This is a genomic window from Arthrobacter sp. zg-Y179 (genome assembly GCF_020907345.1).
Lineage (GTDB): Bacteria > Actinomycetota > Actinomycetes > Actinomycetales > Micrococcaceae > Arthrobacter_B > Arthrobacter_B jinronghuae.
This window is the reverse complement of the sequence record NZ_JAJJOB010000010.1, coordinates 394,793-420,166: the sequence shown is the minus strand read 5'-3', so window position 1 is coordinate 420,166 and position 25,374 is coordinate 394,793. Positions and strand designations below refer to the sequence as shown.

Below are 25,374 nucleotides of genomic sequence, written 5' to 3'. Positions count from 1 at the left end.
ACGCCCGCTGGAGCCACCGGGATTTTTCGTTGCGTCCCACGTCCCGAACCTTTGGAGGGCAGGGTGAGCCATCTCATAGCGGCGCCGTCGGTCTGCGTGACGATCTGGACGACGGGGGTTCCAGCATGGAAGCCCCGTCGTCACAGGTTAAAGACTCGGCTTAGCCCCTATTGCTCCGGTGGATAGCTGATCCGCGCCTCGTGCGGAATCAGGGGCTTGTCCGCCCGGACCTTCATTTCCTGCACGGTCCAGGCGTTGCCGTCCGGATCCGAGAAGCTGAAGAATGTTCCGCCGTCGCGCTGATCAAAGACGGTCACGTCGCCAACCTCCACGCCGCGGTCCAGCAGCTCCTGCCGGGCGGCCTGCGCATCCGAAACCACCAGCTGCAGTCCCCGCAGGGAACCGGGAACCATGCCCTGCTGGGAACCCGTATCCCCGAGCACTATCGAGCAGCCCGAGCCCGGCGGAGTCAGCTGCGCAAAGTCCATCTGCCCGGTCGACGTGCGGTGATCCAGGTTGAAGCCCACCTGGTCGCGGTAGAAGGAGATCGCCCGGTCCTGGTCGCTGACCGGGACGATCACCACCTCAAGGGTCCAATCCATGATCAGCCCCTAGCTTCCGGTCCGGACGGAGGCGAGCAGATCATCCAGCTGGTCGTAGCCGTCCGACATGCCCTCTTCGATGCCGTTGCCCAGGAACTCGTCCCGGGATTCAACCGATGGGTAGAGGGAACGGCCGGTCACCCGGCTCCTGCCGTCGGGCAGCTCGGAGAAGGTGCTGTATTCGAGCGTCACGACGTCCGGGTAGCCCTCGAATTCGAAGGTCTGCAGCAGAAACTCGTTGTCGCGCACCGTGTGGAACATGCCGTGGAAGGCATATTCCTCGCCGTCACCTGCGGACTGGACTACCCGGTAGGCACCGCCGGACCGCGGCTCGAACACGTCCATCCGAGTGGTCAGGTCCACCGGGCCGATCCATTGGACATAGAGGTCCGGATCCGTGTGTCCCTGGAACACAGCCCTGACCGGGAAATCGAAGTCGCGCTGATACTCCAGGAAGGGTTCTCCGGCGGGGGCGCTCAACGTCAGGGGATTTTTGCTCATCACGCACCCCTTCCCTGCAGTGCCTCCGGCTGGAGCTGGGCGAGCAGCTCATCCATCCGGTCAAAGCCCTCGGCGACGCCGGACTCCATGCCGGAGGCCGCCATGCCGTCGCGTGCCTCCATGGAGGGGTAGACCGCGTGGGCGCTGATCCGGGTGCGGCCGCCGTCGAGCGCTTCGAGTGTCATGAATTCCAGGCTGGTGACGTCGGGATAGCCGGAAAACTCGAAGGTCTGGATCGCGGATTCATTTTCCCGCACGGTGTGGAAGATGCCGCGGAATTCGTAGGGCACTCCCTCCGGGCCGGTATGGATATAGCTGTAGGAGCCGCCGGTGCGGAAATCGTAGTGGTTGATGTCCATCTTCATTCCCCGGGGCCCCAGCCACTGGGCCAGCAGGTCCGGTTCGGCGTATGCCCGGAAGACCTGCTCCACGGGATAGTCCACCTCGCGGGTGAAATCAATGAAGGGGACACCGTCCGGGACGGTGAGCTGCAGTGCGTTGGTCATGATGGATCCTTTGCCTGCGGGCCGCCTTTGGCTGCGGCCTGTGCGTTGAGCACGGCGTCAAGGCTGCGGAACTGCTCCTCGCGGACCAGCCGGTACTGGCCGATCCAGGCGGTGAGTGCCTCCAACCGTGCGGGATTCAGGTGGACGGGCCGGCGCTGCGCGTCACGGCTGCGCGTGACAAGCTGCGCCTGCTCGAGGACCTGGATGTGCTTCGAGACGGCCTGCTTGGAAATCTCGAAGGGTTCCGCCAGTTCGTTGACCGTGGCAGGGCCCCGGGAAAGCCGGGCAATGATCTGGCGGCGGGCCGGATCGGCCAGGGCCAGGAAGGCCTTGTCCAGAAGGGGTTCGTCGCTGTGGGAGTCCATGCGGTCGGTCAGCTTCTGTCGATGTGTAATCAAGTTGCTGGTTGTTCAACCTTTCGGTTGATTACGAAGCTACGCCCGGGCGGGGTGCCGGTCAATGGGTTGCGGCTGGTTTTTCCGGGAGGCCGGCCGGAGACCCGTCTAGGCCATTATGGTGCCATGACTGCGAATCCCCTTGGCGTCCGTTGGCCCGTCACCACACCCCGCCTCACCATCCGCCCCGCCGTCCTCGAAGACCTGCCGCAGGTGTTCGAGTACCGCCGGAAGCCCGAGGTCGCGCAATGGCTGACGGCCGAGCCCACGGACGTGGATACCTTCGTGGAGCGGCTCGGGAAGCCGGAGCAGCTGGCAGCCATTTTTGTTGTGGAACACGCCGGAACGCTGGTTGGTGACCTCTATCTTGTCCGCCAGGACGCGTGGGCGCAGAAAGAAATAGAGGTATTGGCGCGGGGTACGCAGGCGGAGATCGGCTATGTCATCGCACCGGAATATGCCGGACGGGGATATGCGAGCGAAGCCGTGGCTGAACTGGTGCGCATCTGTTTCGAGGAACTGGGCCTGCGGCGGGTCGTGGCGGAATGTTTCGCGGACAACACCGCATCCTGGCGGGTCATGGAAAAAACGGGTATGCGGCGCGAGGGGCGATCCCGGCAGGGGTCCCTACACCGCTCGGGCCGCTGGCTCGATGACCTTCGCTATGCGCTCCTGGCCGATGAATGGCGCGGCAGGAGGGCGGGGTCTGTCGGCGGAGCCCGCCGGCAGGGACAATGGCAGGCAGAACCGGGAGGGGAGCCGTGAAGAGCAGCCAGTACCGCATGAGCGAACCGGCAGCCGACGTCGTATTCGTGGAGGGACCGGCGTCGAACTGGATCATTATGCGCCGGGAGGAAAAGTTCACGCTGGTCGACGCCGGCTACCGCGGGGACCTGCCGCTGGTGCTGGAATCGGTCCGGTCCGCCGGGTTGGATCCCGCCGACGCGGCGGCGGTGCTGATAACCCATGCCCACGTGGACCACACCGGCGCCGCAGCGTATTTCGCCGTCACCTACGGCACGCCGGTACTTTCCAGCGCGGCCGAGCACCGGCACCTGCAGGGGAAGGAAAAATTCCAGGTGTCCCCGCTGCAGGTGCTGGCGCGGGCATGGCAGCCACGGATCCTGCAGTGGAGCGTCCACGTGCTGCGGGCCGGAGGGGTCAGGGGAATCCCGGTGCCGTCCGCAGCCATTTGGACGGATGAGGTGCTGGCGGATCTTCCCGGCCGCCCGGTGGCCGTGCCGACCCCCGGGCATACCCCGGGCCATACCGCGTTCTACCTGCCCACCGCCAGGGCTGTCATCACCGGCGACGCGCTGGTCACCGGCCACGCCATCAGTGCGCGCAGCGGTCCGCAGCTGCTGCACTCGATGTTCCATCACGACGGCGCAGCGGTTGCCGCAGCACTTCCGATCCTGGCCAGGCTTGATGCCTCCCTGATCCTGCCCGGGCATGGTCCGGCGGTGAGGGTGGCAATCCGTGATGCCGTGGACACCGCCAGGAGGCAGCCAACCGCCAAGGCCAAACCTGTGTTTGCTCCGGGGGCCGGGTGGGCGGGCGAGCCTACCTACGGGCGGGTGGAACCTGCCGGGAGATCGAAGCCTGAATAACGTCTTCCGGCCCGTGTCCGGCCGCCGTACACTGGCCGCGGAAATCGCATCCGCGCTGAACGGAGAAGCGCATGGACGAACAGGCTGTCCCAAAAGATCCAGACGCTGTGCCGGGTGCCAATGGCAAACGGAAGAAGGCGGCCGGAACGCGTAGCGCCGCCTCCGCGGCGCAACCCGGGCAGGCCGCCGGAAAGCGGCGGGGACGGAAGCCTCCGGATCCGAAGCGGGCCGCCATCCTCGGCGCCATGTTCCTGATGGCCACCAGTGCCATCGGCCCGGGGTTCATCACGCAGACCACGGTTTTCACGGTCCAGCTGGGGGCAGCATTCGCGTTCGCCATCCTGGTTTCGATCCTGGTGGACATTGCCGTGCAGCTGAACGTCTGGCGAATCATCGGCATTTCCGGTCTGCGTGCCCAGGTGCTGGGGAACAAGGTCCTGCCGGGTGCCGGGTTGGTGCTGGCCATCCTGGTGTTTGTTGGCGGACTGGTCTTCAATATCGGCAACGTGGCCGGGACAGGGCTGGGCCTAAATGCCATGCTCGGACTCGATCCGCGGATTGGTGCCGGGATCTCCGCAGTGCTCGCCATCCTCATCTTCCTGTCCAAACGGGCGGGCCTGGCACTGGACCGGGTAGTGGTGGTCCTCGGCGCCCTGATGATCCTGCTGATGCTTTACGTGGCCATCGTCGCCAACCCGCCGGTCGGCAGTGCCCTGAAGAACACGGTCCTGCCGGAGCAGGTGGATTTCCTGGCCATCACCACCCTGATCGGCGGGACGGTCGGCGGCTACATCACCTACGCCGGGGCGCACCGGATGGTCGACTCGGGAAATTCCGGTCTGGAGAACATCAAGCCCATTACCCGGGCTGCCCTGTTGGGGGTCATCGTTACGGGGGTGATGCGGGTATTGCTGTTCCTGGCCGTTCTGGGAGTGGTTGCCGGAGGAGCTGTGCTGAGCGGAGAGAACCTCGCTGCCGATGCCTTCCGGATTGCGGCGGGCGAACTGGGAATTCGGCTCTTCGGGATAGTTTTCTGGGCCGCTGCCCTGACCTCGGTAATCGGCGCTTCCTACACTTCGGTTTCGTTCATCACCAAGCTTTCCGGCAGTGACCGGGTGCGAAACCTGCTTACGGTTGCCTTCATCGCCGTGTGCGCTGCGGCCTACCTCCTGCTGGGCCAGCCGCCCCAGACCTTGCTGGTCTTTGCGGGGGCTTTCAACGGGCTCATTCTTCCGCTCGGATTCGCCGTCCTGCTCTGGGCTGCCTGGCGGCGGAGTGACCTCCTGTCCGGGTATCGGTATCCGCGTTGGCTGCTTACCGTCGGTGTCGTGGCCTGGCTGCTCACCCTGTATCTGGGGTGGAATTCGCTTGCCGGACTGCAGGCCTTGTGGACGTAGCCGGACCGGTGTACTAACGAAGAGCCGCGGTCCAATTCAAGGACGTGAATCATGCACAAGCAGGCTTCCTCTACCAGGCGGCGTTGGATCATTGCCCTCTGCTGGCTGACGGTGGTTTTTGAAGGCTTCGACATTGTTGCCCTCGGCGCTGCCATCCCCACCCTGCTGGATACCCGGCACGTCGGGATCACCGCTGCCGGAGCCACTTATGTGTCCACAATTTCACTGGTGGGGGTGGGCATCGGTGCTGCCTTGATCGGGCCGATTTCCGATCGGCTCGGCCGCCGGGTGCCGTTGATCGTCTGCGTAGTGATCTTCTCCGTGTTGACGTTGCTGCTTCCCCTCATGCCCAACGTCGCGTTGATGGGAGTGGTCCGGTTTCTTGCCGGTTTGGGTCTGGGCGGGTGCATGCCGGTCGCCCTGACTGCGATGCAGGAAACCGCTTCGCAGAACGGCAAGGCCAACGCCACCACCATCACCATGACGGGCTATCACGGTGGTGCCGTTCTGGCATCGGTGCTGGCCATTGTTTTCAAGGAACACTGGGCTTGGCTGTTCTATACGGGCGGTGCGGTGGGTCTGGCTGCCGCCGTCGTGATGTGGTTCCGTTTGCCGGAGACTGGATCGGCGCATCTGGCTGCCAAGCAGGAGGGGCATGTGCAGGTGAAGATCGGAGACCTGCTTCGGCCGCCGTACCTGCGGATCACTCTTGGGCTTTGGGTGGCGGCTTTTATGGGGCTGATGCTTGTGTACGGGCTCAATACCTGGTTGCCGCAGATTATGCGCGAAGCCGGTTATGCCGTTTCCGCCTCGCTGGTGCTGCTGCTGGTGTTGAATGTCGGGGCAGTGATCGGGCTGTTGGTGGGCGGACGAGTTGCGGACAAGCGGGGTCCGAAGGGGACCACCATGGTTTGGTTCGGTGCCGCCGCAGTGCTGCTGGTTCTGCTGAGCATCCGGATGGAGAGCGCGCTTCTGGTAAACGCCGTGGTTCTTGTGACCGGCGTTTTTGTCTTCTGTGCGCAGGTTCTGGTGTACGGGTTTGTCGGTTATCTGTATCCGCGTGCCGTAGTGGCATCGGCAATGGGGTTTGTTGCCGGCGTCGGACGGCTGGGTGCGATTGTGGGCCCTTGGCTAACCGGGCTGCTGGTCGCCGCAGGGGTTGCGTATCCGTTCGGGTTCTACGTGTTTGCGCTTGCTGCTGCCCTCGGTGTGGTTGCTGTGGCAGTCATTCCGGGGCCCCGACGGCCCGTCGGTGATGAATCGGACGGGAAGGTATCGCCCGACGGGCAGGCGGTGTAGGGCGATAGTGGGGATCGGTGGGACGGACAGGACAGGGGCCACGCGTCGGTGGTTTGGGTCCCGCGGAGATATCCGCTCAGAACGGTGGAGGCTCATACGTTGCTCCGGTGAGCGCTGGTTCCTGTCGGAGTTCAGCAGTGCCTTCGGCCAGATTGAGGTGTGCCCGGGTTTTGTACTTCCGGCCAGCGGGAGACGTCCACTCGAGTAGGCCCGGTTCGGGTTGCCGAGCAGTCCAAAAACCAGCCGTCTTGAAGGCATGGTGCTTTCGGCAAAGGCATTCGAGGTTCCCATGGTCGGTAGGCCCGCCCCTAGCCCACGGAATGGTGTGGTCTATTTCCGCTGTGAGTGCGTTTGCAGAGCAGCCTGGAAAGCGGCAGGTTGAATCGCGGGCCTGCAGCCATCGGCGGAGTCCAGGAGGCACCCGTCGCTGTCGACCCACTTCGAGAATTTCGCCGGTAGTGCCCTTGTGAAGCAGCCCGGTCCAATGTCCGATGCTGCGGACAAGCTCTCGGGCCGACTCGGCGCTGATGGGTCCGTATCCGTTAAGTTCCGCGGGACGGTTGTCCAGGCCGAGAAGGGTTTCCACGTTGATCAGGACCATCACTTCGGCCTTCACCCGCGGCCCGAGAGGAGCGACAGGGCCGGGCGAAGTTCCCGGGACGTCGGCAGGGGAGACACTAGCGGGGTCGGCTGCGGAATCGGTTGCGTCACTGCCAGAACGAGAAGGGTCCGATTCGGAACGTGTGTTGGCTAGGAGGGAAACGTCGTCCCAGCCGTCACGACGATCGCGGCAGCGAGAGCCGGAGGTTGCGCGCTCGCGGCCCCCAGATGCCGTGCGCTGGCCGCCGCCAGGGACCGTGCTTTCACCCAGCAACACGGACGTGAATATGTCCGCACGCAACTGGTCCACGGTCCGCGGATCCCCGGCTGCTTGTTCGGACCGCGCACATGTTGTGAGCCCGGTAAAAATAGCCTGACCGACGGGCGCAGGAAGACGAGCCGAGAGGAAGCACATTCCGTCCAATTGCGGTTCGAGACAAACCCGCCGGTCATTCTTAGCGCGCCGGTGGCGAACGTTCAGCTCCGATTCCGGGACTATGCCCTCGTACAATCTCCGGGCTTTCCGCTCCAACTGCGCAGCCGTGAGGCCATCTGCCTCGTGCAGCAGCCGGTTTTCCAGCTTTATGCGTGTGGGCTCCGGGAGGGAAACGACAGTGGAGCAGATGACCTGTGCCTTGCGGTAGCTGAGCCTACCCGCCTCGAGTTCGGCCAGAACTGATGGGCACTCTGAGCAAAGAGTGGAGGAATCGACAAGCAGACGTTGAGCAGTCATAGGCGGGAGGGACAGAAGAGCCCCGACTTCGGAAGCCGCAAGGCGGAACGCCGTTTGCGGACCGCCGGCGGTGCTCAAGCTATCGTCCGGATCAACATCGCGGGCGACGATTGCTTCGAGCCGAGTCACGGCCCGAGCCTGCTGTGCCTGCAACCATCCCATAAGAGCGTCAAGACTCTCCAAGGTTCTCAGGACGTCTTCCTGTCCCAGGGATTGGATGTTCTGCAACCGCAGGCTTCCGCTGAGTCCGTCAGCAATCGAGGCGTCCGCAGCCGTACCGGCACAGGCATCGTTGCCGGTGCTCGCTGCTCCGGTCTCCGACACATGGAACTCGTATGACTGCATGGACCAATTCCATCAAGACGCAGGACGCACGTCGCCAGAAGATAAGCCCGTTGTGGAGAACAAGACTGAGGCACTCAGCGGAAGTCATCTGTGGAGGAAAAGTGCGGGTGTGGGGGAGGTGGGTGCCAGGTAAGGAGAAAGGGAACGGGGAACGGGGAACGGGGAACGGGGAACGACCGGGCGGCGGGGCGGGGAGGGGATTAGGCGGCGGGGCGGGGAGGGATCAAGCGGGCAGGACGGGGCACGACCGGCCGGCGGAGCGGGGAGAGGGATTGGGCGGCAAAGCGGGGATAGATCAGGCAGGGCGGGGAGGGATCAGTCGGCGAAAAACCGAACCGGCGAGCCCGGGACGACGAAATCCCGCCGACCCTAAACTCACGAGCGAATCTCCCCGAGCGAATCCCCCCGGCCGACGGCAGTACCCGGCTCGATAGCAGCACGGGAGAAAGCGCCGGCACGATGAGCCCGCACGGTGGTCTCCATCTTCATAGCCTCCAGCACCGCCACGGGATCGCCCTCCGCCAACTCCATGCCGTCGTCGGCCACCCATTTCACCAGGTTCCCGGCCATGGGTGAGGCAAGAACGACGTCGTCGCCCCCGGCACCACCGGCCCCAGAACCAGCGCCCGCAGCACCAGCCCCACCAGCCCCACCAGAACCACCCGCCCGCAACGCACTCAAAAGCGCCGCCGGAAGCCCCACAGTTACAGCGCGGCCGTCGACGTCGATGGTGAGCGTTTCCCGCTCGGCACCGGGCACCGACGCAGCAATTTCGGGCGAAGCAGCAAGAGGTTCAGCAAATTCCGACTCGATCCACGTGGTGTAGACGCCCAGCTCGCCGGAACGGGTAAACGCTTCGGACCGGACGACAGCACGGTGGAAAGGCACAACCGTCGGCACGCCACGGATCACCAGCTCGTCCAGCGCAGCCCGGGCACGGCGCAGAGCCTGCGGACGGTCCTCGCCCCAGACAATCAGCTTGGCCATCAGCGAGTCGTACTCGGCAGGCACCACAGAGCCGGACCGCACGCCGGAATCCATCCGGATGCCGGGACCGGTCGGCGGCTCGAACGCCTCCACAAGACCAGGCCCGGGCAGGAAACCCCGTGCGGGATCCTCGGCATTGAGCCGGAACTCGAACGCATGCCTGTACGGCACCGGATCCTCCGTGAGGGACAAGGGCAGCCCGTCGGCAATCCGGAACTGCTCCCGGACCAGGTCGACGCCGGTGGTCTCCTCCGTCACCGGATGCTCGACCTGCAACCGGGTGTTGACTTCCAGGAAACTGATCAGGCCGTCAGGCGAGACCAGGTATTCGACGGTTCCGGCACCGGTATAGCCGGCCTCCCGGCAGATGGCCTTGGCCGATTCGTGAATGGTCGCGCGCTGCTCGGAGCTCAGAAACGGTGCGGGCGCTTCCTCCACGAGTTTCTGGTTCCGCCGCTGCAGCGAGCAGTCCCGGGTGCCGACGACGACGACGTTCCCGTGCGTATCGGCCAGCACCTGCGCCTCCACATGCCGGGGTTTATCGAGGAACCGTTCCGCAAAGCACTCTCCGCGGCCGAACGCGGAAACGGCTTCACGGACAGCGGATTCGAACGCGTCCTCCACATCCTCCATCCGCCGGGCAATCTTCATGCCGCGTCCACCGCCGCCGAACGCCGCCTTGATCGCCACCGGCAACCCGTGCTCTTCTGCAAAGGCGCGGACCTCTTCAGCATTCTGCGCCGGACCCTCCGTGCCCGGCACCAGGGGAGCCCCGGCCCGGACGGCGATCTCCCGCGCCGTGACCTTGTTCCCCAGATCGCGGATGGCCTGCGGCGACGGACCGATCCAGGTGAGTCCCGCGTCGAGCACCGCCTGGGCAAAGTCTGCATTCTCCGAAAGGAACCCGTACCCCGGATGGACCGAGTCCGCCCCTGCCCGATGCGCGGCGACAATCAGCTTCGGAATATTCAGGTACGTGTCCGCACCGGACGCTCCGCCCAGCGCATACGCCTCATCGGCAACCCGCACGTGCAGCGCATCGGCGTCGGGCTCCGAATACACGGCAGCTGAGACAATTCCGGCGTCCGAGCAGGCACGGGCTACACGGACGGCAATCTCGCCGCGGTTAGCGATCAGGACCTTTTTCATGGGGTTCCTTCCGGAAACAGCGCGCCCGCTTCAGCGGGGGAGAGCGGAGCCAGGGTGTCGGGATCGACAAAAACAAAGCGCACCGGGTGCCCGGGCGGGAGCTGGGCGGCAATAGGTACGTCCTGCGGAACGACGACGGCGATCACCGGGTACCCGCCCGTGACCGGATGGTCGGCCAGGAAGAGGACGGGCAGGCCTGACGGGGGCACCTGCAGCGAGCCGACAACCACGCCTTCGCTGGCCAGTTCCCCGTCCCGAAAGCGGTTCAGCGGCTGCGCTTCCGGGTCTTCGGGGTCGGTCGCCAGCCGCACGCCGATCCGGTTCGACTCGTTGGTGGTAAGCCAAACGGGGCGGGTGAGGGCCGCGGCGGCGTCGGGCCCGAACCAGTCGTGCCGGGGACCGGCGGTGATCCGCAGCTGTGTCGGAGCCTTCTCATTGTCGCGACCGGCGTCCGATCCCAACGCCAACGACGTCGGCTCGGAAGCCCCAACCGGAGCCGACCCGGACACGGTGCCCACGGGCAGCAACGTCCCGGCGTCCAACGCCGCCGGTCCGATACCGCTCATCGTGTCCGTGCTCCGGCTGCCCAGGACAGGCTCCACGGCAATCCCGCCGCGCACCGCCACATAGCTGCGTACGCCGCGGAAGGGCGAGCCCAGGGCCAGGGTTTCCCCGTCGAGCAGCGCAAAGGGCGCATTCAGCGGCGCGGGACGGTCACGGTCGCCTTTGGGGGAGACGACGGCGGACGGCAGCTCCGCGCCCGCAAGGGCCAGGACCGTATCGCCGCGGGCAATCAGCTCCAATCCGCCGAAGAGGTTTTCGATGACAGCAGCGTCGGACGGGTTGCCCACCAGGCGGTTGGCCTGCCGCGCGGAACGGGAATCTGCGGCGCCGGACACGGAGACGCCGAGGTCGGCGAAGCCGGGCCGGCCGAGGTCCTGGATCAGGGACTGGAGGCCGGGCGCTTTGATCTCGAGTGCAGCGTGCCCGCCTTGGGTGGGCGAGGGCACCTCGTCGTCCCTTAGACACCTCCCTCGTTCCTCGGTCGGCGATGCGGGACCCACGAGGTGCCCGCGCCCCTGGTCTGCCACCTCCTCTTTGGTTTGGCCAGCCTCGGCCCCGTCCCTTGGAGCTGTAGTGGTGATGAGTTCGCGGACTGCTTGGAAGATAACCGAATCCCCAGGCCGGATGAGCGCCGGAGACTCCCGGGCCAGGTCCCACATCACGGCGTTGGTGTGGCCGATCAGCTGCCAGCCGCCGGGGGATTCGCGCGGATAGACAGCGGAATAGTCCCCGGCAAGTGCCACCGAACCGGACGGCACCGCCGTGCGGGGACTGCTGCGGCGGGGCACCTTCAATACCGGGTCGCCGCCCACGAGGTAGGTGAACCCGGGCGCAAACCCGCCGAAACCACCGGTCCACGGGGTACCGGTGTGTGCCTTGATCACTGCGTCTTCGGACAATCCGGTGAGTCGGGCAACCTCGGCGAGGTCCTCGCCGTCGTACACCGTCTCGATGGTGACCGTCCGCGCATCGGCAGCCGTGCCGTGGGTGAGGTCCAGCGTCTCGATGAGTCCTGCGGCGGCAACTGTTTCCCGTCGGCCGGCGAACCGGACGAGGACGGTGGCGGCGGCGGCCAGCACATCCACCTGCCCGGGCAGCGGCCTGGCGCGGAGCTCGGCGTGGAGGGCGACGACGTCGGACAGCGACTCGAGTTCGACCAGCAGTGCGCGCGTCCCGGCAGGCCGGATGCCGCGGATACGAGCGCCGGTGCCCCCGCCCGATTCGCCGGCCCCGCCCACGCTCACACGAAACTCGAAATACTCACGCCGGCATCCTCCAGGCCGGTACGGACCGCCTTCGCCATGGCGACCGCACCTGCGGTGTCGCCGTGGACGCAGATGGACTCGGCCTGCATCGGAATCTCGGTGCCGTCGATAGCGGTGATGGTGCCCTGCGTGGCCAGCCGGACCATGTTGGCGGTGACCGTGCCGGCGTCGTGGATTACCGCATTGGGCTCGCGGCGGGAGACGAGCGTGCCGTCGGGGTTGTAGTTGCGGTCAGCAAACGCTTCGGCAACACCGCGCAGACCGGCGTCGGCGGCCATTTCCAGGGCGACGGCACCGGGCAGCAGCAGGACAGGCAGGTCCTTGTTGAAAGCCCGGACCGCGTCGACGACGGCGCGGGCGTGCACCTCGTGCCGGACGATGGTGTTGTAGAGGGCACCGTGCGGCTTCACGTAGCGGACCTCGGACCCCGCCGCGCGGGCCAGGCCCTGCAGTGCGCCGAGTTGGTACAGCACGTCGTCCAGCAGTTCCGTGTAGGAGCAGTCCAGGAACCGGCGGCCGAACCCGGCCAGGTCCCGGTAGGCCACGTGCGCGCCGATGGTGACACCGGCGGCGACGGCGTCGCGGCAGGTCTGCGCGATGGTGGAAGGATCTCCGGCATGGAAGCCGCAGGCCACGTTGGCGCTGGAAACGGATTCGAAGATTGCGGCGTCGTCGCCCATGGTCCAGTTGCCGAAGGATTCGCCGACGTCACTGTTCAGATCGATGACCGGCATGGTGGAACCTCCGCGCTGAGGGGACGCCGAATGGGGAACGTGGAACATGGTGGGAAGCGTCCGGTAACAGTGTGCCCGGTCCGGTTGGCGGGATCAATAATCTGCGGTTTGTGGCGAATGCCGGCGGTCCCGGACACCCGTCTCGGTACCAAGTCTCCCGGGATACGCCTGACCTCCTACCCGGTCGGCACGATGTTGTGGTTCCGCCGGAAGAGGTTCTGCGGATCGTAGGCGGTCTTCAGCGCGGTAAGCCGGGCCAGCTTGTCCGCCCCGTAGACCGACGGGGCGGTGCCCTGCGCCACCGGATCCTCGGCGCCCATGAAGTTCACGTACTGCGCGCCGGAGGAGAACGGTTCCACCGCCTTCGCCAGCCCGCGGACAAAAGCCGTACGGGCGGCGTCGTCCGCCGGGTCCTGCCAGAAGCCGTAAATGTTCAGCCAGTAGGGGGCATCCCGGGTGGGGAAGGCGGTGGCGTCGTCCGCCACCCGGCCGTAGGCGCCGCCCAGATGGTGGATGTCAAAGCCGGTCCCGCGCCAGGTCTGCTCACAGCCGGCGCGGACCAGGGCGTCGATGGCGGCGTCATCCAGCCGGTCGATGGAGGCATTCTTCCAGTAGGCGCGTGAGCCTGGCGGGAAGGTTGAATCCATGGCCGTCTGCCAGTCCGACCAGGGCACCGCTTCCACTGCCTCGATGTCAGGGGGAGCTGCCGCGGCAAGCTGCCGGATCAGTGCTGCCCCGGCCTCCTGGTCCGGGTCCGCCCAGGCGAGTCCAATCACCATCAGCGGCTGGTCTCCCATGTCCCATTCCTCGATCGGTACCAGGCAGCTGATGATGGTGGTCATCTCATCGGGCAGATCGGCCGCCCACGCGTCATAGGCGGCGAGCGCCTGGTGCCAGTGCATGTTGCCGTACGCCAGGTTCCCGGTGAGGACCTGCGCGGGCAGCGGATGCGCCCGGAAGGTAAAGGAAGAAACGACGCCGAAGTTCCCGCCGCCGCCGCGCAGCCCCCAGAACAGTTCCGGATGATCATCGGCGGATGCGTGGACCGACTCGCCGTCGGAGGTGACGACGTCGGCAGCCTCCAGATTGTCGATGCTTAGTCCATGCGCGCGGGTCAGCCAGCCGACACCCCCGCCGAGGGTCAGCCCGGCCACCCCCGTACCGGAAACGACGCCCATGGGAACGGCCAGGCCGTACGGTTCGGTGGCGGCGTCGACGTCGCCCATGGTGGCTCCCGCCTGCACCGTAACGGTGCCGCTGTCCACGTCTACGCTGACATCCCGCAGGCCACCCATATCCAGCACGATCCCGTCCGCCACCGTCCCGTTCCCCGCAACGTTGTGCCCGCCGCCGCGGACCGCCAGCGGCAGGTCCCACTGCTGGGCGAAGGCGAGGACCGCGGCGATGTCCTCGACGGAAGCAACGCGCACCACCATCGCCGGCAAGACGTCGATCATGCCGTTCCAGACGCGGCGGGCGTCGTCGTAATTCTCATCCTGCGGCAGGACGACGGAACCGGTCAGGGACGCCCGCAGGTCCGCAACGGAGTCCGGGGAAAACTGGGGGTCCATGGCGTTACACCGCCTTCACGCGGCAGCCGCCGGACGCCCGGATGGTGTCCGGTCCTTAGGTTTTCCTGCCGCTGCAACAAATTCTTCGCCTGCCGCCCGGGGGAATCAAGGGGTTGCCGGCTGCAAGAACAGCCCGGTACGGAAGCTAATTCCCGCCTCCCGCAACCGATACCGCGAACCTTGGTTGTCCCTTCCCATCCGGCCCCATAGCGTCCTTCCTGCACTCGCACCGTCGTCCCGCCACCCGGGACGGCACGTCAGCTGCACGGGCCGCCCTCCGGGGAGGGGTCAGCCTGTTCTGCGACTTCGCATCTGGACGGATGCGGCAACTGACACCGCTGCGCCCCTGGGGGTGAGACGCAAGCCCAGTATGAGGGAACCCGCCATGCATCAACGAAAGAAATCAGTACGACTCGGGCTGGCGTCGCTTGCGGCGATGCTGGTTGCCGGAACTTTTTATCCAGCCGGTGCCGCTGCGGCACCCTTAGCACCCGAAACCCGGATTTCCCTCCCCTCCCAGGCGCCGCCGGGCATGCCGTGGATGGACCCGGAACTGTCACCGGATGAACGGGCGGATCTGGTGGTCGCCGTGATGACCCTGGAACAGAAGGTGACCTACCTGATCCAAAGCGGCGGGCCGGGACTGCCGGAACTGGGCCTGCCGCCCATCCGCAGCAAGGACGGCTGCTGCGGACTTGCCCTGGAAACCCAGGACACCACGGCACTGCCGGCCGGAGTGGGACTCGCGTCCTCCTTCAGTCCGGAACTCGCGCAGGCCTACGGCGCCGTGGGCGGCGAAGAAGCCCGGGCGACCGGCTACAACGCCATCGCCGGCCCCACCATGGACCTGGTCCGGACGCCCTTCAACGGACGGATGTGGGAAGACCTTGGCGAGGACCCAATGCTGAGCGGCGACATTGCCGCGGGGCAGGTGCAGGGTGAGCAGAGCGCGGACATCTCGGCGCTTCCCAAGCACTACAACCTGAACAACTTCGAGACCCGCCGCGGGCACGTGAACGTCCTGGTGGACGAGCGGACCCTGCAGGAGACCTACACCCGCCCCTGGGAAACCATGGTGACCGAGGGCGATCCCGGCGCCATTATGTGCTCCTTCAACCGGGTGAACGGACCGTACGCCTGCGGCAATGACACACTGCTCAACCAGATCCTCAAGGGCCAGCTCGGCTTCCCGGGCTTCGTTTCCTCGGACTTCAACGCTGCGCACAGTTTCGAAGACTATGCGGCGGGGCTCGACGTCGCCGGGCCGGGCCTCGAATTCTCCGGACCCGCGCTCCTGGCAGCGGTGCAGAACGGCCAGGTCTCCGAGGAACGGGTGACCGACGCCGCCCGCCGGGTCGCGCGCACCATGTTCGACAAGGGCATTGTGGACAACCCGCCGGTCGGCTCCTTCATCAACCCGCAGCCGGCCGATCCGCCGGTGCCCGCGGAAATGCTCGACGAGCACGCGGAGGTGGCGGAACAGGCCGCCCTCGAAGCGGCGGTGCTTTTGAAGAACGAGGGCAGGACCCTGCCGCTGGACGACGACACCGGTTCCGTGGCGGTCATCGGTTCCGACGCCGATTGGTACATCGACGGCGGCGGCAGCGGTGCCATTCCCAACCCTGCCCGGCTGACCACCATCCTGGACGGGATCACCGCCCGGGCTGCCGGAACAGCCGTCGAATGGGCACCTGGCACGGATCCGGTGTCCCTGGGCGACACGATTCCCGGTCCGCCGCCGGTCCCCAGCGGAGTGCTGACGGACGTGTCCGCGAGCTACTGGACCGGGATCAATACCTTCGAGGGCGAGCCTGCACTGGCCCGGGACGAGCTGCAGGTCAATCTGCGGACCGGCATCTCGGCCGACACCATCAACACCTCGCAGGTGCCGGGGATCGGGGCACAGCTGGCATCGCAGCCGATTTCCGCCCGTTGGACCGGAACGCTGGTGGCTCCCTCCACGGGGGCCTACACGCTGTCGCTCACCCATCTGGGCACCGCCCGGCTGTTCCTCGACGAGCAGGAAGTCATTACCGGACCGGCCGCTCCCTTCGGCACCCAGGAAGCAACCGTGGACCTGACCGCCGGACAGAATGTGGCGGTGCGGATCGAATACACCACGGACGCACCGAACCAGTTCAACGGCGGACTCAACGACCAGCCCGGCGCCATGATGCGCTTCGGCTGGACTCCGCCGGAGGACGTGCTGCCGCCGGCCATGGCCGAAGCGGTGGCTCTCGCCTCCGAGTCCGAAGTGGCCGTGATCGTGGCGCGGGACTACACCGGCGAGGCTGCTGACCGCGGGTCGCTGGTGCTTCCGCAGGATCAGGACCGGCTCATTTCCGCGGTCTCGGCAGTGAACCCGAACACCGTCGTCGTCCTGGCTACGAGCGGTCCGGTGACCATGCCGTGGCTCGAAGACGTCCCGTCGGTGATGGAAATCTGGTACCCAGGGCAGGCACAGGGAACGTCGACGGCGGCGCTGCTGTTCGGCGACGCGAACCCGTCCGGCAAGCTCCCGGTGACCTTCCCGGTCACCGATGAGCAGGCCGTCCAGGTGGCACCGCCGGCGCCGTTCTCACTCATTGAGATCGTGGACCCCGAGGTGCCTTATGTCGAGGGCGTGTTCGTTGGCTACAAGGGGTACCTCGAGCAGGGGCTGACGCCGCTGTTCCCCTTCGGTCACGGCCTGTCCTACACCAAGTTCGACTACGGGAAACTGCGGACCACGCACAAGGTGGACGCCTCCGATCCGGAGGCCGCGGTGTCGGTGCGGGTATGGAACACAGGGCATTACACCGGTGAAGAAACACTGCAGGTGTACGTGGGCAACCTGCCCACCGATGTTCCGACGCCGGCCCTACAGCTCGCCGGGTACGGCAGCGTGACGCTGGCGCCGGGGGAGTCGGGCCGGGTGGAAATCGAACTGGATCCGCGCTCCCTGCAGTACTGGGACGAGACCGAGGGTGCCTGGGTAACTCCCACCGGGGAGGTCCCCATCTATGTGGGCCGCTCGGTGGAGGATATCCGGCTGGCCGGAAGCCTGTACGTCAGTGACAAGGGCGGCGGCCATCACGGACACCATGGACACCACGGCCATCCGGGTCATCACGCTGGCTGGGGCGGGGGTGGACACGGGGGAGGCCGCGGCTAGGCAGGGTTGCCGCTGAACGCGAACCGGAAAGTAAAAGGCCTCCCGGAACGACTAATCGTCGTCGGGGAGGCCTTTTACGTCAACCGGTGCGCCTCTAGCAGGGCTTCCAGGACTTGCCGCCGGGCGCGTAGCAACGCGGTCCGGTGTAGCCCGGGTAGGGGTTGGTCTGCGCAGGGGGCGCCACGTACTGCGGCGCAGGTGCCGGAGCCGGAGCCGGTACCGCAGCCCGCCGGTTGGCTTCCGCCTGGGCCGCTGCCTGCCGGTCCGCTTCCGCCTGGGCGATCCGGTTTGCCTCCGCCTGTTCCGCCGCGATCCGTTCTTCTTCGGCCGCAGCCACGCGCTGGGCTTCGGCTTCAGCTGCCTGGCGCTGGGCCTCTTCCAGGCGCTGCTCATCCAGGGCGACCAGCGTTTCATGCTGCGTATGGATTTTGGTTTTCGCCGCTGCGGCACGGGCCATCAGTGAAGCCCGCTCCGTCTCGGAAAGCGCGGCCCAGACCATTGATTCGGCTGCTTTGGACGCGGCTTCAAGGGCGTCGAAGCCCTCGTCCACGGTTTTCACGACTGCATAGACAGCAGCCGCGCCTCCCGATGTGCCGCTGGAAACGGCTTCCTCGGCAGCGTCTTCTAGTGCGCTGACCTGGGCAGACACAGTGCACTCAATGTCGGCGCTGAACAGCCCGGCCTGGTTGTCCCGCGCTTCTTCGTAGGCTTCGTCCACCGGAGGGCGGAACTTGGCGTTCGGTTCGTAGGTCACGGGAATCCCGAAACCGTGGCGGGCCACCTCTGCGTTCATGAGCCGGTTATCGGCGTCGTACACACCGGCGAGGGTGCGTCCGTAGCGGTCCTCACGCTCGACGTCGAACTCCAAAGTCACCGTGCTGCCGGGCGGCAGGGCCTCCTCCAGGAAGGTTGTTGCTTCCGGACCCAGGCACTCGACAGCCTTGTCGGGATCCTTGGTTTCCGGAGTGTCCACGTTGAGCAGACGGACGGTGAGTTCCTCGTTCTCGAAGTCGACCACGAGGGTGTCGCCGTCAATGACGCGGACGACTTCCGCTGTGTTCGACTTATCCGCGGTCGAGGCAGAGGAGCATCCACCGCCGAAGCTGCAACGACGATGGCCGCGACTGCGGCCAGCGCTGCTTTGCTGCTGATCATTAATTTTTCCCCAACTGTTGAAACTATCCCTTAGACCTATCGGCCGGAGGGTATTCGCCGGGTAGGGGACCTGAGGTGTTATGGGTCACGTGGCAGTGTTCCGGAAGCTGCTGTCGTTACAGATTCGGTGCTTCCGATTCGCCCAAACCGGGGCAATCCGGGGGCCGTAACTGAAACAATAGGAAAGGCGGCTTACTTGTTCGAGCCGCCCGTACAGCCACAGTCTCACGCCCGTGAATGGAGCCCCCCGAAGTGCCTTCCGAATCAGCCCACCCGTTTGAAATTTCCGAAACGGACCGCGTCACCGTCTACGGTGCGAAGAACTTCCCGGAGGTGGCCGGGTTGCTGCCCGACTCCGCGTTCCTCGCCGAAGATGACGGCCGCTTCCCGGCCGACGTCGTGCTGCTGTTCGTAGGCTCCGCTGCCGATTTGGCACACGACCTGGCCAAGGCCGCTGCCGCCGTCGAGCCCGGCGGATCCCTCTGGGTCTGCTATCCGACGGCAGAGATCGACGGCGGCACACCGGACCTGAACCGGGACACCGTGGCTTCCCTCGTTGAAACGAATGACTGGGAGCCCGTGGGCGATGCCGTGCTCAACAGCCAGTGGTCTGCGGTGCGCGGACGGCCGGCCGGAAAGTAAGGCCGGGAAGTAAGGTCGGGAAGTAAGGCTGGGAAGCCGCCGGGCCGGACCGCGCAGGATGGTTGCGGAATTAGGTCCGGTGGCTTCCGCAGGGATGGTCGTCGGCGCATACTCGGGAGCATCCGATCCTCATCCGTAAGGAGACCGCTATGCCCTCGAACATGAACCCTTACCTCAACTTCCGGGACAACGCTGCGGAAGCGATGTCCTTCTACCAGGATGTCTTCGGCGGCACCCTGGAAAGCTCCACATTTGCGGAAATGAACATGTCCGATGACCCGTCCGAGGCAAACAAGATCATGCACTCGACGCTCACCACGGACAGCGGTTTTGTGCTGATGGCCTCGGATACGCCCAACGCGATGGCCGGGCCGGAAAGCGTGGCCCCTGATTCCAGCAACGGCTATGCCATTGCACTGAGCGGCGACAACAGCGACGAGCTGCGCGGCTACTGGGACAAGCTGCTCGACGGTGGCCAGATGACCCTGCCGCTGGAAAAGGCACCCTGGGGCGACGTGTTCGGCATGGTGACCGACCGGTTCGGGACCAGCTGGATGATCAGCATCGAGACTGAGGACTCCTAGGACCCGAGCTGCTTGGTCATGCCGTGCCCTGCCCCGCCATGCCCTGTTCGGCCGCCCACTCGGCGACCCGGCGGGCGCTCTCCTCTTCGGAGAGGTCCTCTACCCGGGACATCACTGACCAGCGGACCCCGAACGGGTCACGGATACTGGCAAAGCGGTCTCCCGAGACAAAGGTAGTCAGTGGTTCGCGGATAACGGCGCCGGCCGCCACCGCCCGGGAGACGGTCTGGTCCGCATCGGCGCAGTAGAGCCCGAGCGAGTAGCAGTCGTTGTCCCCTTCCGGCGGAAGCACGAGCCCGAAAGCCGGATTGGGCTCGCCCAGCTGCAGCCGGCCCATTCCAAAGTCGAGATCGGCGTGCACCACAACGCCGTCCATCTCGGTTATGTCCACCACCCGCGCATCGAACGCGTCACGGTAGAACGCGATGGCGTTTCGGGCATCCGGTACGGCCAGGAACGGGGTCAGGCTGGTGGCGCCGTGCGGAATCCCGCCGGTGGTGTGTTCGCCGGTGAGGCCGGTGATGGTTTTGTCTGAAGTGGTGTTGTCTGTGGATGTCATGCTGCAAGGCTAGGCAGCAGCAGTATGGTGGCGCTTGAAGATTCACGACAAGCCCGGAAGCAATAGAAATGAGCAGGCTATGGAGGACCAGTGGCGCGGACTGCTCTATCCCGCCCGGCTGCCCGCGTTCCACAGGCTGCCCCCGCCGGACGCGCTCCGGGATCGATTGCGCTGGATCTGGATTCCGGAATGGGACCTGGCGCCCGGCAAGGTCTCCCGGCAGGAGGTACTGCCGTTCCCCGCCCTGAACCTGGTGGTGCAGGAGGATGGTGTCAGTCTTTCCGGTCCCGCCACGCGGCGCTCCTTCCGTGATTTGGCGGGACAGGGCTGGGCTGTCGGGATGCTGCTGCGTCCGGCCGCCGTGCCGGTCTTCACTGATGACCCCGGCAGCCTCCGCGACGCGGAAATCCCGTTCCACGCCCCGGACCTGCATGCCGCGGTGACGGCCGCTATGAGCTGCGGCGCGGGCGGTGCTGCCGAAAACGACAATGACGACGACGGCGCCCGCCGCCAGGAGCGGTTAAGTGGGCACCGCCGCGCAGCATCTACAGCTGCCGAGTGGCTGGCGGCCCGCGTCCCGGTCCCGGCAGCCGAAGGCGAAGCGGCCAACCGGATGGAGGATCTGATCCAATCCGACCGGGAGCTGACCCGGGTTGACCAGGCAGCCGACCAGCTCGGCGTCTCGGTCCGGACCCTGCAGCGCCTGGCACACCGGTTTGTGGGATTGCCGCCGCTGACGATGATCCGCCGCTACCGGCTGCAGGAGGCAGCGGAACGGCTGCGCGAAAACAGTGAAATCTCCATTGCCGATGTCGCCGCGGACCTCGGTTACGCCGACCACGCCCATCTGGCCAACGCGTTCCGGGAGGTCCTGGGCTTCACTCCCAGCGGCTACCGGCAGTCCGTGGGCCAGCAGCTGCTAACGGATCGGCTGATGCCCGGTGCTGCCGCGGACAATCAGATCGCAGGGGAAATTCACCTGCCGTGACGGTAGCCCAGGGGTGTTGATGCGCTCCACCAGCAATCGGGCACCGATCCGGGCCATTTCCCTACTGGGCTGCCGGACCGTGGTCAGGCTGAAGGAGTCCCAACCTGCCATGTCGACGTCGTCGTAGCCGATGACCCAGCAGTCTTCCGGGGCGGAAAGCCCATTGGCGCGAAGGGCGTCAAGGGCACCGAAGGCCATGTAGTCGTTGGCGCAGAAAACGGCGTCAGGCCGGTCAGCGCGGGATAGCAGCCGGTTGACGATATGGGCGCCTCGGTCGTGGGAAAACTCGCCGTAGAAGCGGAAATGGTCGGGAACCGGATGCCCGAGTTCTTCCATTCTGCCCAGAAAACCCCGCCCGCGGTCGCGGGAGGTGCTGGCTTGGTTGGTTCCCCCGATAAAAGCCACCCGGGTTTTTCCGTGCTCCAGCAAATGATCCGCCACGATCGCACCCCCGTGCAGGTTGCTGCTGGATACCTGGTCGCAATCCAGGCCTTCAACCACGCGGTTTATCAGGACGATGGGACTTTCCTGCTCTACTGCGGCCTGCAGCTCCACGGAATCCGCCGTGGCCGTGGTGAAAATGACGCCGTCAACAGCACGTTCCCGGATGGCCTGCAACGCGTCCTGGTGGCTCCCACCACTCGCATTCCATATGACGACCCGGAAGCCCGCAGCGGTGAGTTCACGGCTGAGTTCATCCAAAACTTCGGAGTAGAAAGGATTAGTCAGATCTGCGACGACCACTCCGATGGTGTTCGTCCGCATCGTTTTCATAGCCTTTGCCCCCGCATGGGGCACATAGCCGAGGGCTTCCATCGCCGCGTGGACTTTGGCCTGCGTGGATGCGGATACCTTCCCGGAGCCGGCCAACAGGCGGGAGACCGTGGCTTGCGACACGCCGGCCAGCTCCGCGACGTCTCGGCTGGTCACCGTTCTGCCATGTCCCCTCGCGTTCGAATTCATTCTTTCCGTTTCAGTCGGCCTACTTAGATGGTCAGGTAATTACTCGGATCAGCGTATCCAAGAGGACGCCATCAATTCGCAAGGACGGGGTTTGAGACATCGAAAACCAGGCAGGGAAGCCACCTCCGATGAGGCGGCCTCCCTGCCGGCGGCTGAAGCGCTGTTCGGGGCTACCGGGTAGCGGTTGCGTCGTATTCCGGCGTGAGTCCCCGGCGCATCCGGACCCGCGGAGCTGTTTCGGGTGCCCACAGGACGCCGACGACGGTGATGAGGGAAGTGAAGACCATGTACAGAGCAACGAGCCAGTAGCGGTCGAAGTCCGGGCCGATAAGCGCGGTGGCGATCAGCGGCGCAAAGCCTCCAGCGAAGACGGCGGCAACCTGCGGCCCCACCGACGCACCGGAATACCGGAGCTTCGGTTCGAACAGCTCGGTGAAATACGCCGGTTCGACGGAGTAGCAAAGGTCCCTGCCCACATTGCAGGTAAGGATCAGCACCAGCAGGACCATCAGGAATTCACCCGTCTGGACGGCCCAGAAGAAGGGGAACGCCATCAGCATCATGGTCAGTGCGCCTGCCAGGACCGTGTACCGGCGGCCCCACCGGTCGGAAACCCAACCCCATAGCGGGATAGAGAAGACGCCCAGACCCGCCATGATCATGGTGGCCAAAAGGACGGTGTTGTTGCCGAGCAGGATTGCCGGGGCATAGGCCAGGAGGAAGGTCGTGTAGATGTAATAGTTCGCGTTCTCCGCGAACCGCATCATGATGACCTTCAGGATGGTGACGGGCTTGGTCTGGATGACCTTCACCACCGGAAGCTTCTCGATGTCTCCCTTGCGCTTGATCTCCTCGAAGGCAGGCGATTCGTCCACCTTGCTGCGGATGTAGAAGGAGAGGGCAACCAGAACCACGGAGAAGAGGAACGGTATACGCCATCCCCAAGCGGCGAAGGCCTCGGGGTCGAAGGTGCCGGCCATAACGAAGAAGGCGCCGTTCGCCAACAGAGTTCCCACCGGAACCCCGATCTGCGGCCAGGACCCGAAGAAGCCCCTGCGCTCTGCAGGCGCGTATTCAGTGGCCATCAGAGCGGCGCCGCCCCACTCCCCGCCGACCCCAATGCCCTGGACGATGCGCAGGAGCACCAGCAGGATCGGTGCGGCAATACCGATCGCCGCAAAGTTAGGGAGGCAGCCGATAAGGAAGGTTCCGCCGCCCATCAGGCCCAGCGTGATCATCAGCATCTTCTTGCGCCCCAGCCGGTCACCGAAGTGGGCAAAGATGAAGCCGCCGATCGGACGTGCAGCAAAGCCGATGGCGTAGGTGCTGAAGGACAGGAGGATTCCCGTGAAGGGGGTCACCGAAGGGAAGAACTGGGTGTTGAGAATAATTGCAGCAGCAACACCGTAAACGTAGAAGTCGTACCACTCGATGCAGCTTCCGAGTACGGACGAAACGAGCGCCCGTCGGCGCATTTTCGGATCAATGGCGGGTGGGGCCGTGGTCCCGGGGACACTCATGGCGCGACTCCTTTGTCTGGTTTGCGGGGTGTGATGGCAACCACAGGAGGCCGCATCAGAAAGGAGTGTATACGTATACAAATCTGCAGCACAATCCCTTGCAGGGGCGAATGTATACGTATACAGTCTTGGTCAACCGGGCGGACCTGTCCGGTCCGGGCGCTCCGCTGATCGCTCATCAATGAAGATGGAAGGATCCCTCTGATGACCGCTGATACCGAAACCAGTTCAGTTTTCTCCGAGATGCTCAAGGAACCGGCTGAGCTGAGTACGTCCCGGGGCAGCACCCCGGAGGTGCGCGCCACCGTGGAAGGCGTGCTTGCGGACGTCCGCAAGCGCGGCGACGAGGCGGTACGCGAGTACTCGCAGAAGTTTGATAAGTACGCACCGGATTCCTTCCTTCTCAGCAAGGAGCAGCTGGAAGAGATCGTTGCCCGGGTGCCGGAGCAGGTCATCGAGGACATTAAATTTGTCCAGGAACAGGTCCGCTTCATGGCGCAGAAGCAGCTCGAATCACTTTCGGATTTCGAAATCGAAACCATGCCGGGCGTCCTCTTGGGCCAGAAGAACATTCCCATCGAGGCTGTCGGTGCCTACATTCCCGGCGGCAAGTATCCCCTGCTGGCCAGTGCCCACATGACCATCGTTACCGCCAAGGTTGCCGGCGTGGAACGGGTAGCTGCGTGCACGCCCCTCATTCAAGGCGAGGTCCCGGACGCCACGGTTGCAGCCATGTACCTGGCTGGTGCGGACGAGATCTACCTGCTCGGCGGCATCCAGGCTGTTGCCGCGATGGCCATCGGTACCGAGAGCATCAAGCCGGTCAACATGCTTGCCGGACCGGGGAACGCCTTCGTAGCGGAAGCGAAGCGCCAGCTCTTCGGCGAGGTAGGCATTGACCTCTTTGCCGGCCCCACAGAGGTCTTGATCGTCGCGGATGAACACGCTGATCCCTTCATTGTTGCCGTCGATCTTCTCTCCCAGGCTGAGCACGGCCCCGATTCACCGGCGGTACTGATTACCACCAGCGAGGAGCTGGGACGCAAGGTGATCGACCATATCGACACCCTGCTGGTGGATATGCCCACCCGTGACTTTGCTGCTCCTGCCTGGCGGGATTGGGGTGCCGTGCATGTGGTCAAGAATCTCGATGACGCGTACGCGCTGGCTGACGAATACGCATACGAACACGTGCAGATTCTGACTGCTGCCCCCCGGGAGGCTCTCGAAAAGATGCACAACTACGGAGCATTGTTTCTGGGCGAGGGCACCTGCGTGTCTTACGGCGACAAGGTAATCGGTACGAACCATGTTCTCCCCACCCGAGGCGCTGCCCGGTACACCGGAGGGCTCTGGGTAGGGAAGTACCTGCGCACCGTCACGTACCAGGAGGTCGTGAACGAAGAATCCAGCGCTTTCTTCGGCGAACTTTGCGGACGCGCGGCGCGGGTCGAACGTTTTGAGGGCCATGCCCGGTCAGGTGACGTGCGGGCCGCCAAGTACCGCGGCACCTCGCTGGACTGGTCCGACCACACCTTCACCAGCTAGGGA

Annotated in this window: 22 protein-coding genes; 9 read left to right on the top strand and 13 right to left on the bottom strand. The window is 65.3% G+C overall.

Annotation, left to right across the window (positions count from 1 at the left end; genetic code table 11):
* Nucleotides 1-167: 167 nt before the first annotated feature.
* Genes LOC56_RS13165 through LOC56_RS13150 form a run of 4 tightly spaced genes read right to left on the bottom strand, consistent with a single transcriptional unit; the run spans nt 168 to nt 1,974 of the window.
* Nucleotides 168-602: a VOC family protein gene (locus tag LOC56_RS13165; protein WP_229952681.1), complete on the bottom strand. Its 435-nt coding sequence runs from the start codon at nt 600-602 to the stop codon at nt 168-170.
* 9 nt (nt 603-611) lie between these two features.
* On the bottom strand, nt 612-1,103 hold the full coding sequence (locus LOC56_RS13160; RefSeq protein WP_229952680.1) for an SRPBCC family protein: 492 nt from the start codon (nt 1,101-1,103) through the stop codon (nt 612-614).
* Entirely contained in the window at nt 1,103-1,609 is a 507-nt protein-coding gene (locus LOC56_RS13155; RefSeq protein WP_229952679.1) for an SRPBCC family protein, read from the bottom strand. Before LOC56_RS13155 ends, LOC56_RS13160 begins: the two co-directional genes overlap by 1 nt.
* On the bottom strand, nt 1,606-1,974 hold the full coding sequence (locus LOC56_RS13150) for an ArsR/SmtB family transcription factor (RefSeq protein WP_229952815.1): 369 nt from the start codon (nt 1,972-1,974) through the stop codon (nt 1,606-1,608). The genes LOC56_RS13155 and LOC56_RS13150 overlap by 4 nt, the downstream gene beginning before the upstream one ends.
* A 156-nt stretch (nt 1,975-2,130) precedes the next feature.
* On the opposite strand from LOC56_RS13150, the gene LOC56_RS13145 reads away from it, so the two are divergent.
* From LOC56_RS13145 to LOC56_RS13130, 4 genes are all read left to right on the top strand, one after another.
* Nucleotides 2,131-2,769: a GNAT family N-acetyltransferase gene (locus LOC56_RS13145; protein ID WP_229952678.1), complete on the top strand. Its 639-nt coding sequence runs from the start codon at nt 2,131-2,133 to the stop codon at nt 2,767-2,769.
* Between the two features lie 17 nt (nt 2,770-2,786).
* Nucleotides 2,787-3,614, top strand: a complete 828-nt coding sequence (locus tag LOC56_RS13140) for an MBL fold metallo-hydrolase (RefSeq protein ID WP_229952677.1) — start codon at nt 2,787-2,789, stop codon at nt 3,612-3,614.
* Between the two features lie 107 nt (nt 3,615-3,721).
* Nucleotides 3,722-5,011 carry an NRAMP family divalent metal transporter gene (locus LOC56_RS13135; protein ID WP_442860105.1) on the top strand — a complete coding sequence of 430 codons (1,290 nt, stop codon included), beginning with the start codon at nt 3,722-3,724 and terminating at the stop codon, nt 5,009-5,011.
* 51 nt (nt 5,012-5,062) lie between these two features.
* Entirely contained in the window at nt 5,063-6,310 is a 1,248-nt protein-coding gene (locus tag LOC56_RS13130; RefSeq protein WP_229952676.1) for an MFS transporter, read from the top strand.
* 76 nt (nt 6,311-6,386) lie between these two features.
* Here the strand turns inward: LOC56_RS13130 and LOC56_RS16405 are convergent, their stop codons facing one another.
* From LOC56_RS16405 to LOC56_RS13110, 5 genes are all read right to left on the bottom strand, one after another.
* Nucleotides 6,387-7,805, bottom strand: a complete 1,419-nt coding sequence (locus LOC56_RS16405; protein ID WP_442860107.1) for a DUF222 domain-containing protein — start codon at nt 7,803-7,805, stop codon at nt 6,387-6,389.
* Nucleotides 7,806-8,363: 558 nt separating this feature from the next.
* Nucleotides 8,364-10,124, bottom strand: coding sequence for an acetyl/propionyl/methylcrotonyl-CoA carboxylase subunit alpha (locus LOC56_RS13125; protein ID WP_229952675.1), 1,761 nt, complete (start codon nt 10,122-10,124; stop codon nt 8,364-8,366).
* The gene (locus tag LOC56_RS13120; protein ID WP_229952674.1) at nt 10,121-11,932 is read right to left on the bottom strand and encodes a carboxyltransferase domain-containing protein; all 1,812 of its coding nucleotides are present in this window, start codon (nt 11,930-11,932) and stop codon (nt 10,121-10,123) included. The genes LOC56_RS13125 and LOC56_RS13120 overlap by 4 nt, the downstream gene beginning before the upstream one ends.
* Entirely contained in the window at nt 11,929-12,687 is a 759-nt protein-coding gene (locus LOC56_RS13115; RefSeq protein ID WP_229952673.1) for a LamB/YcsF family protein, read from the bottom strand. Before LOC56_RS13115 ends, LOC56_RS13120 begins: the two co-directional genes overlap by 4 nt.
* 176 nt (nt 12,688-12,863) lie before the next feature.
* Complete coding sequence (locus LOC56_RS13110; RefSeq protein ID WP_229952672.1) at nt 12,864-14,258, bottom strand: FAD-binding oxidoreductase; 1,395 nt, start codon at nt 14,256-14,258, stop codon at nt 12,864-12,866.
* Nucleotides 14,259-14,643: 385 nt separating this feature from the next.
* On the opposite strand from LOC56_RS13110, the gene LOC56_RS13105 reads away from it, so the two are divergent.
* The gene (locus tag LOC56_RS13105) at nt 14,644-17,412 is read left to right on the top strand and encodes a beta-glucosidase (protein ID WP_229952671.1); all 2,769 of its coding nucleotides are present in this window, start codon (nt 14,644-14,646) and stop codon (nt 17,410-17,412) included.
* Between the two features lie 94 nt (nt 17,413-17,506).
* On the opposite strand, the gene LOC56_RS13100 is transcribed toward LOC56_RS13105, so the two are convergent.
* Entirely contained in the window at nt 17,507-18,430 is a 924-nt protein-coding gene (locus LOC56_RS13100; protein WP_229952670.1) for a thermonuclease family protein, read from the bottom strand.
* Nucleotides 18,431-18,819: 389 nt separating this feature from the next.
* Here LOC56_RS13100 and LOC56_RS13095 point away from each other — a divergent pair, with 389 nt between their 5' ends.
* Together LOC56_RS13095 and LOC56_RS13090 are read left to right on the top strand one after the other, a co-directional pair.
* Entirely contained in the window at nt 18,820-19,209 is a 390-nt protein-coding gene (locus LOC56_RS13095) for a hypothetical protein (protein ID WP_229952669.1), read from the top strand.
* Between the two features lie 149 nt (nt 19,210-19,358).
* Entirely contained in the window at nt 19,359-19,793 is a 435-nt protein-coding gene (locus LOC56_RS13090) for a VOC family protein (protein WP_229952668.1), read from the top strand.
* A gap of 16 nt (nt 19,794-19,809) precedes the next feature.
* Here the strand turns inward: LOC56_RS13090 and LOC56_RS13085 are convergent, their stop codons facing one another.
* Nucleotides 19,810-20,352, bottom strand: coding sequence for a VOC family protein (locus tag LOC56_RS13085; RefSeq protein ID WP_229952667.1), 543 nt, complete (start codon nt 20,350-20,352; stop codon nt 19,810-19,812).
* 34 nt (nt 20,353-20,386) lie between these two features.
* Between LOC56_RS13085 and LOC56_RS13080 the strand changes: the two genes are divergently transcribed.
* Entirely contained in the window at nt 20,387-21,340 is a 954-nt protein-coding gene (locus LOC56_RS13080) for a helix-turn-helix domain-containing protein (protein ID WP_331460947.1), read from the top strand.
* Here LOC56_RS13080 and LOC56_RS13075 read toward each other — a convergent pair.
* A complete protein-coding gene (locus tag LOC56_RS13075; protein WP_229952666.1) occupies nt 21,272-22,270 on the bottom strand; it encodes a LacI family DNA-binding transcriptional regulator in 999 nt (332 codons plus the stop codon). The genes LOC56_RS13080 and LOC56_RS13075 overlap by 69 nt on opposite strands.
* Before the next feature lie 203 nt (nt 22,271-22,473).
* Nucleotides 22,474-23,823 carry an MFS transporter gene (locus LOC56_RS13070; protein WP_229952665.1) on the bottom strand — a complete coding sequence of 450 codons (1,350 nt, stop codon included), beginning with the start codon at nt 23,821-23,823 and terminating at the stop codon, nt 22,474-22,476.
* Between the two features lie 204 nt (nt 23,824-24,027).
* Between LOC56_RS13070 and hisD the strand changes: the two genes are divergently transcribed.
* Nucleotides 24,028-25,371: a histidinol dehydrogenase gene (gene hisD / locus LOC56_RS13065; RefSeq protein ID WP_229952664.1), complete on the top strand. Its 1,344-nt coding sequence runs from the start codon at nt 24,028-24,030 to the stop codon at nt 25,369-25,371.
* Nucleotides 25,372-25,374: the final 3 nt, after the last annotated feature.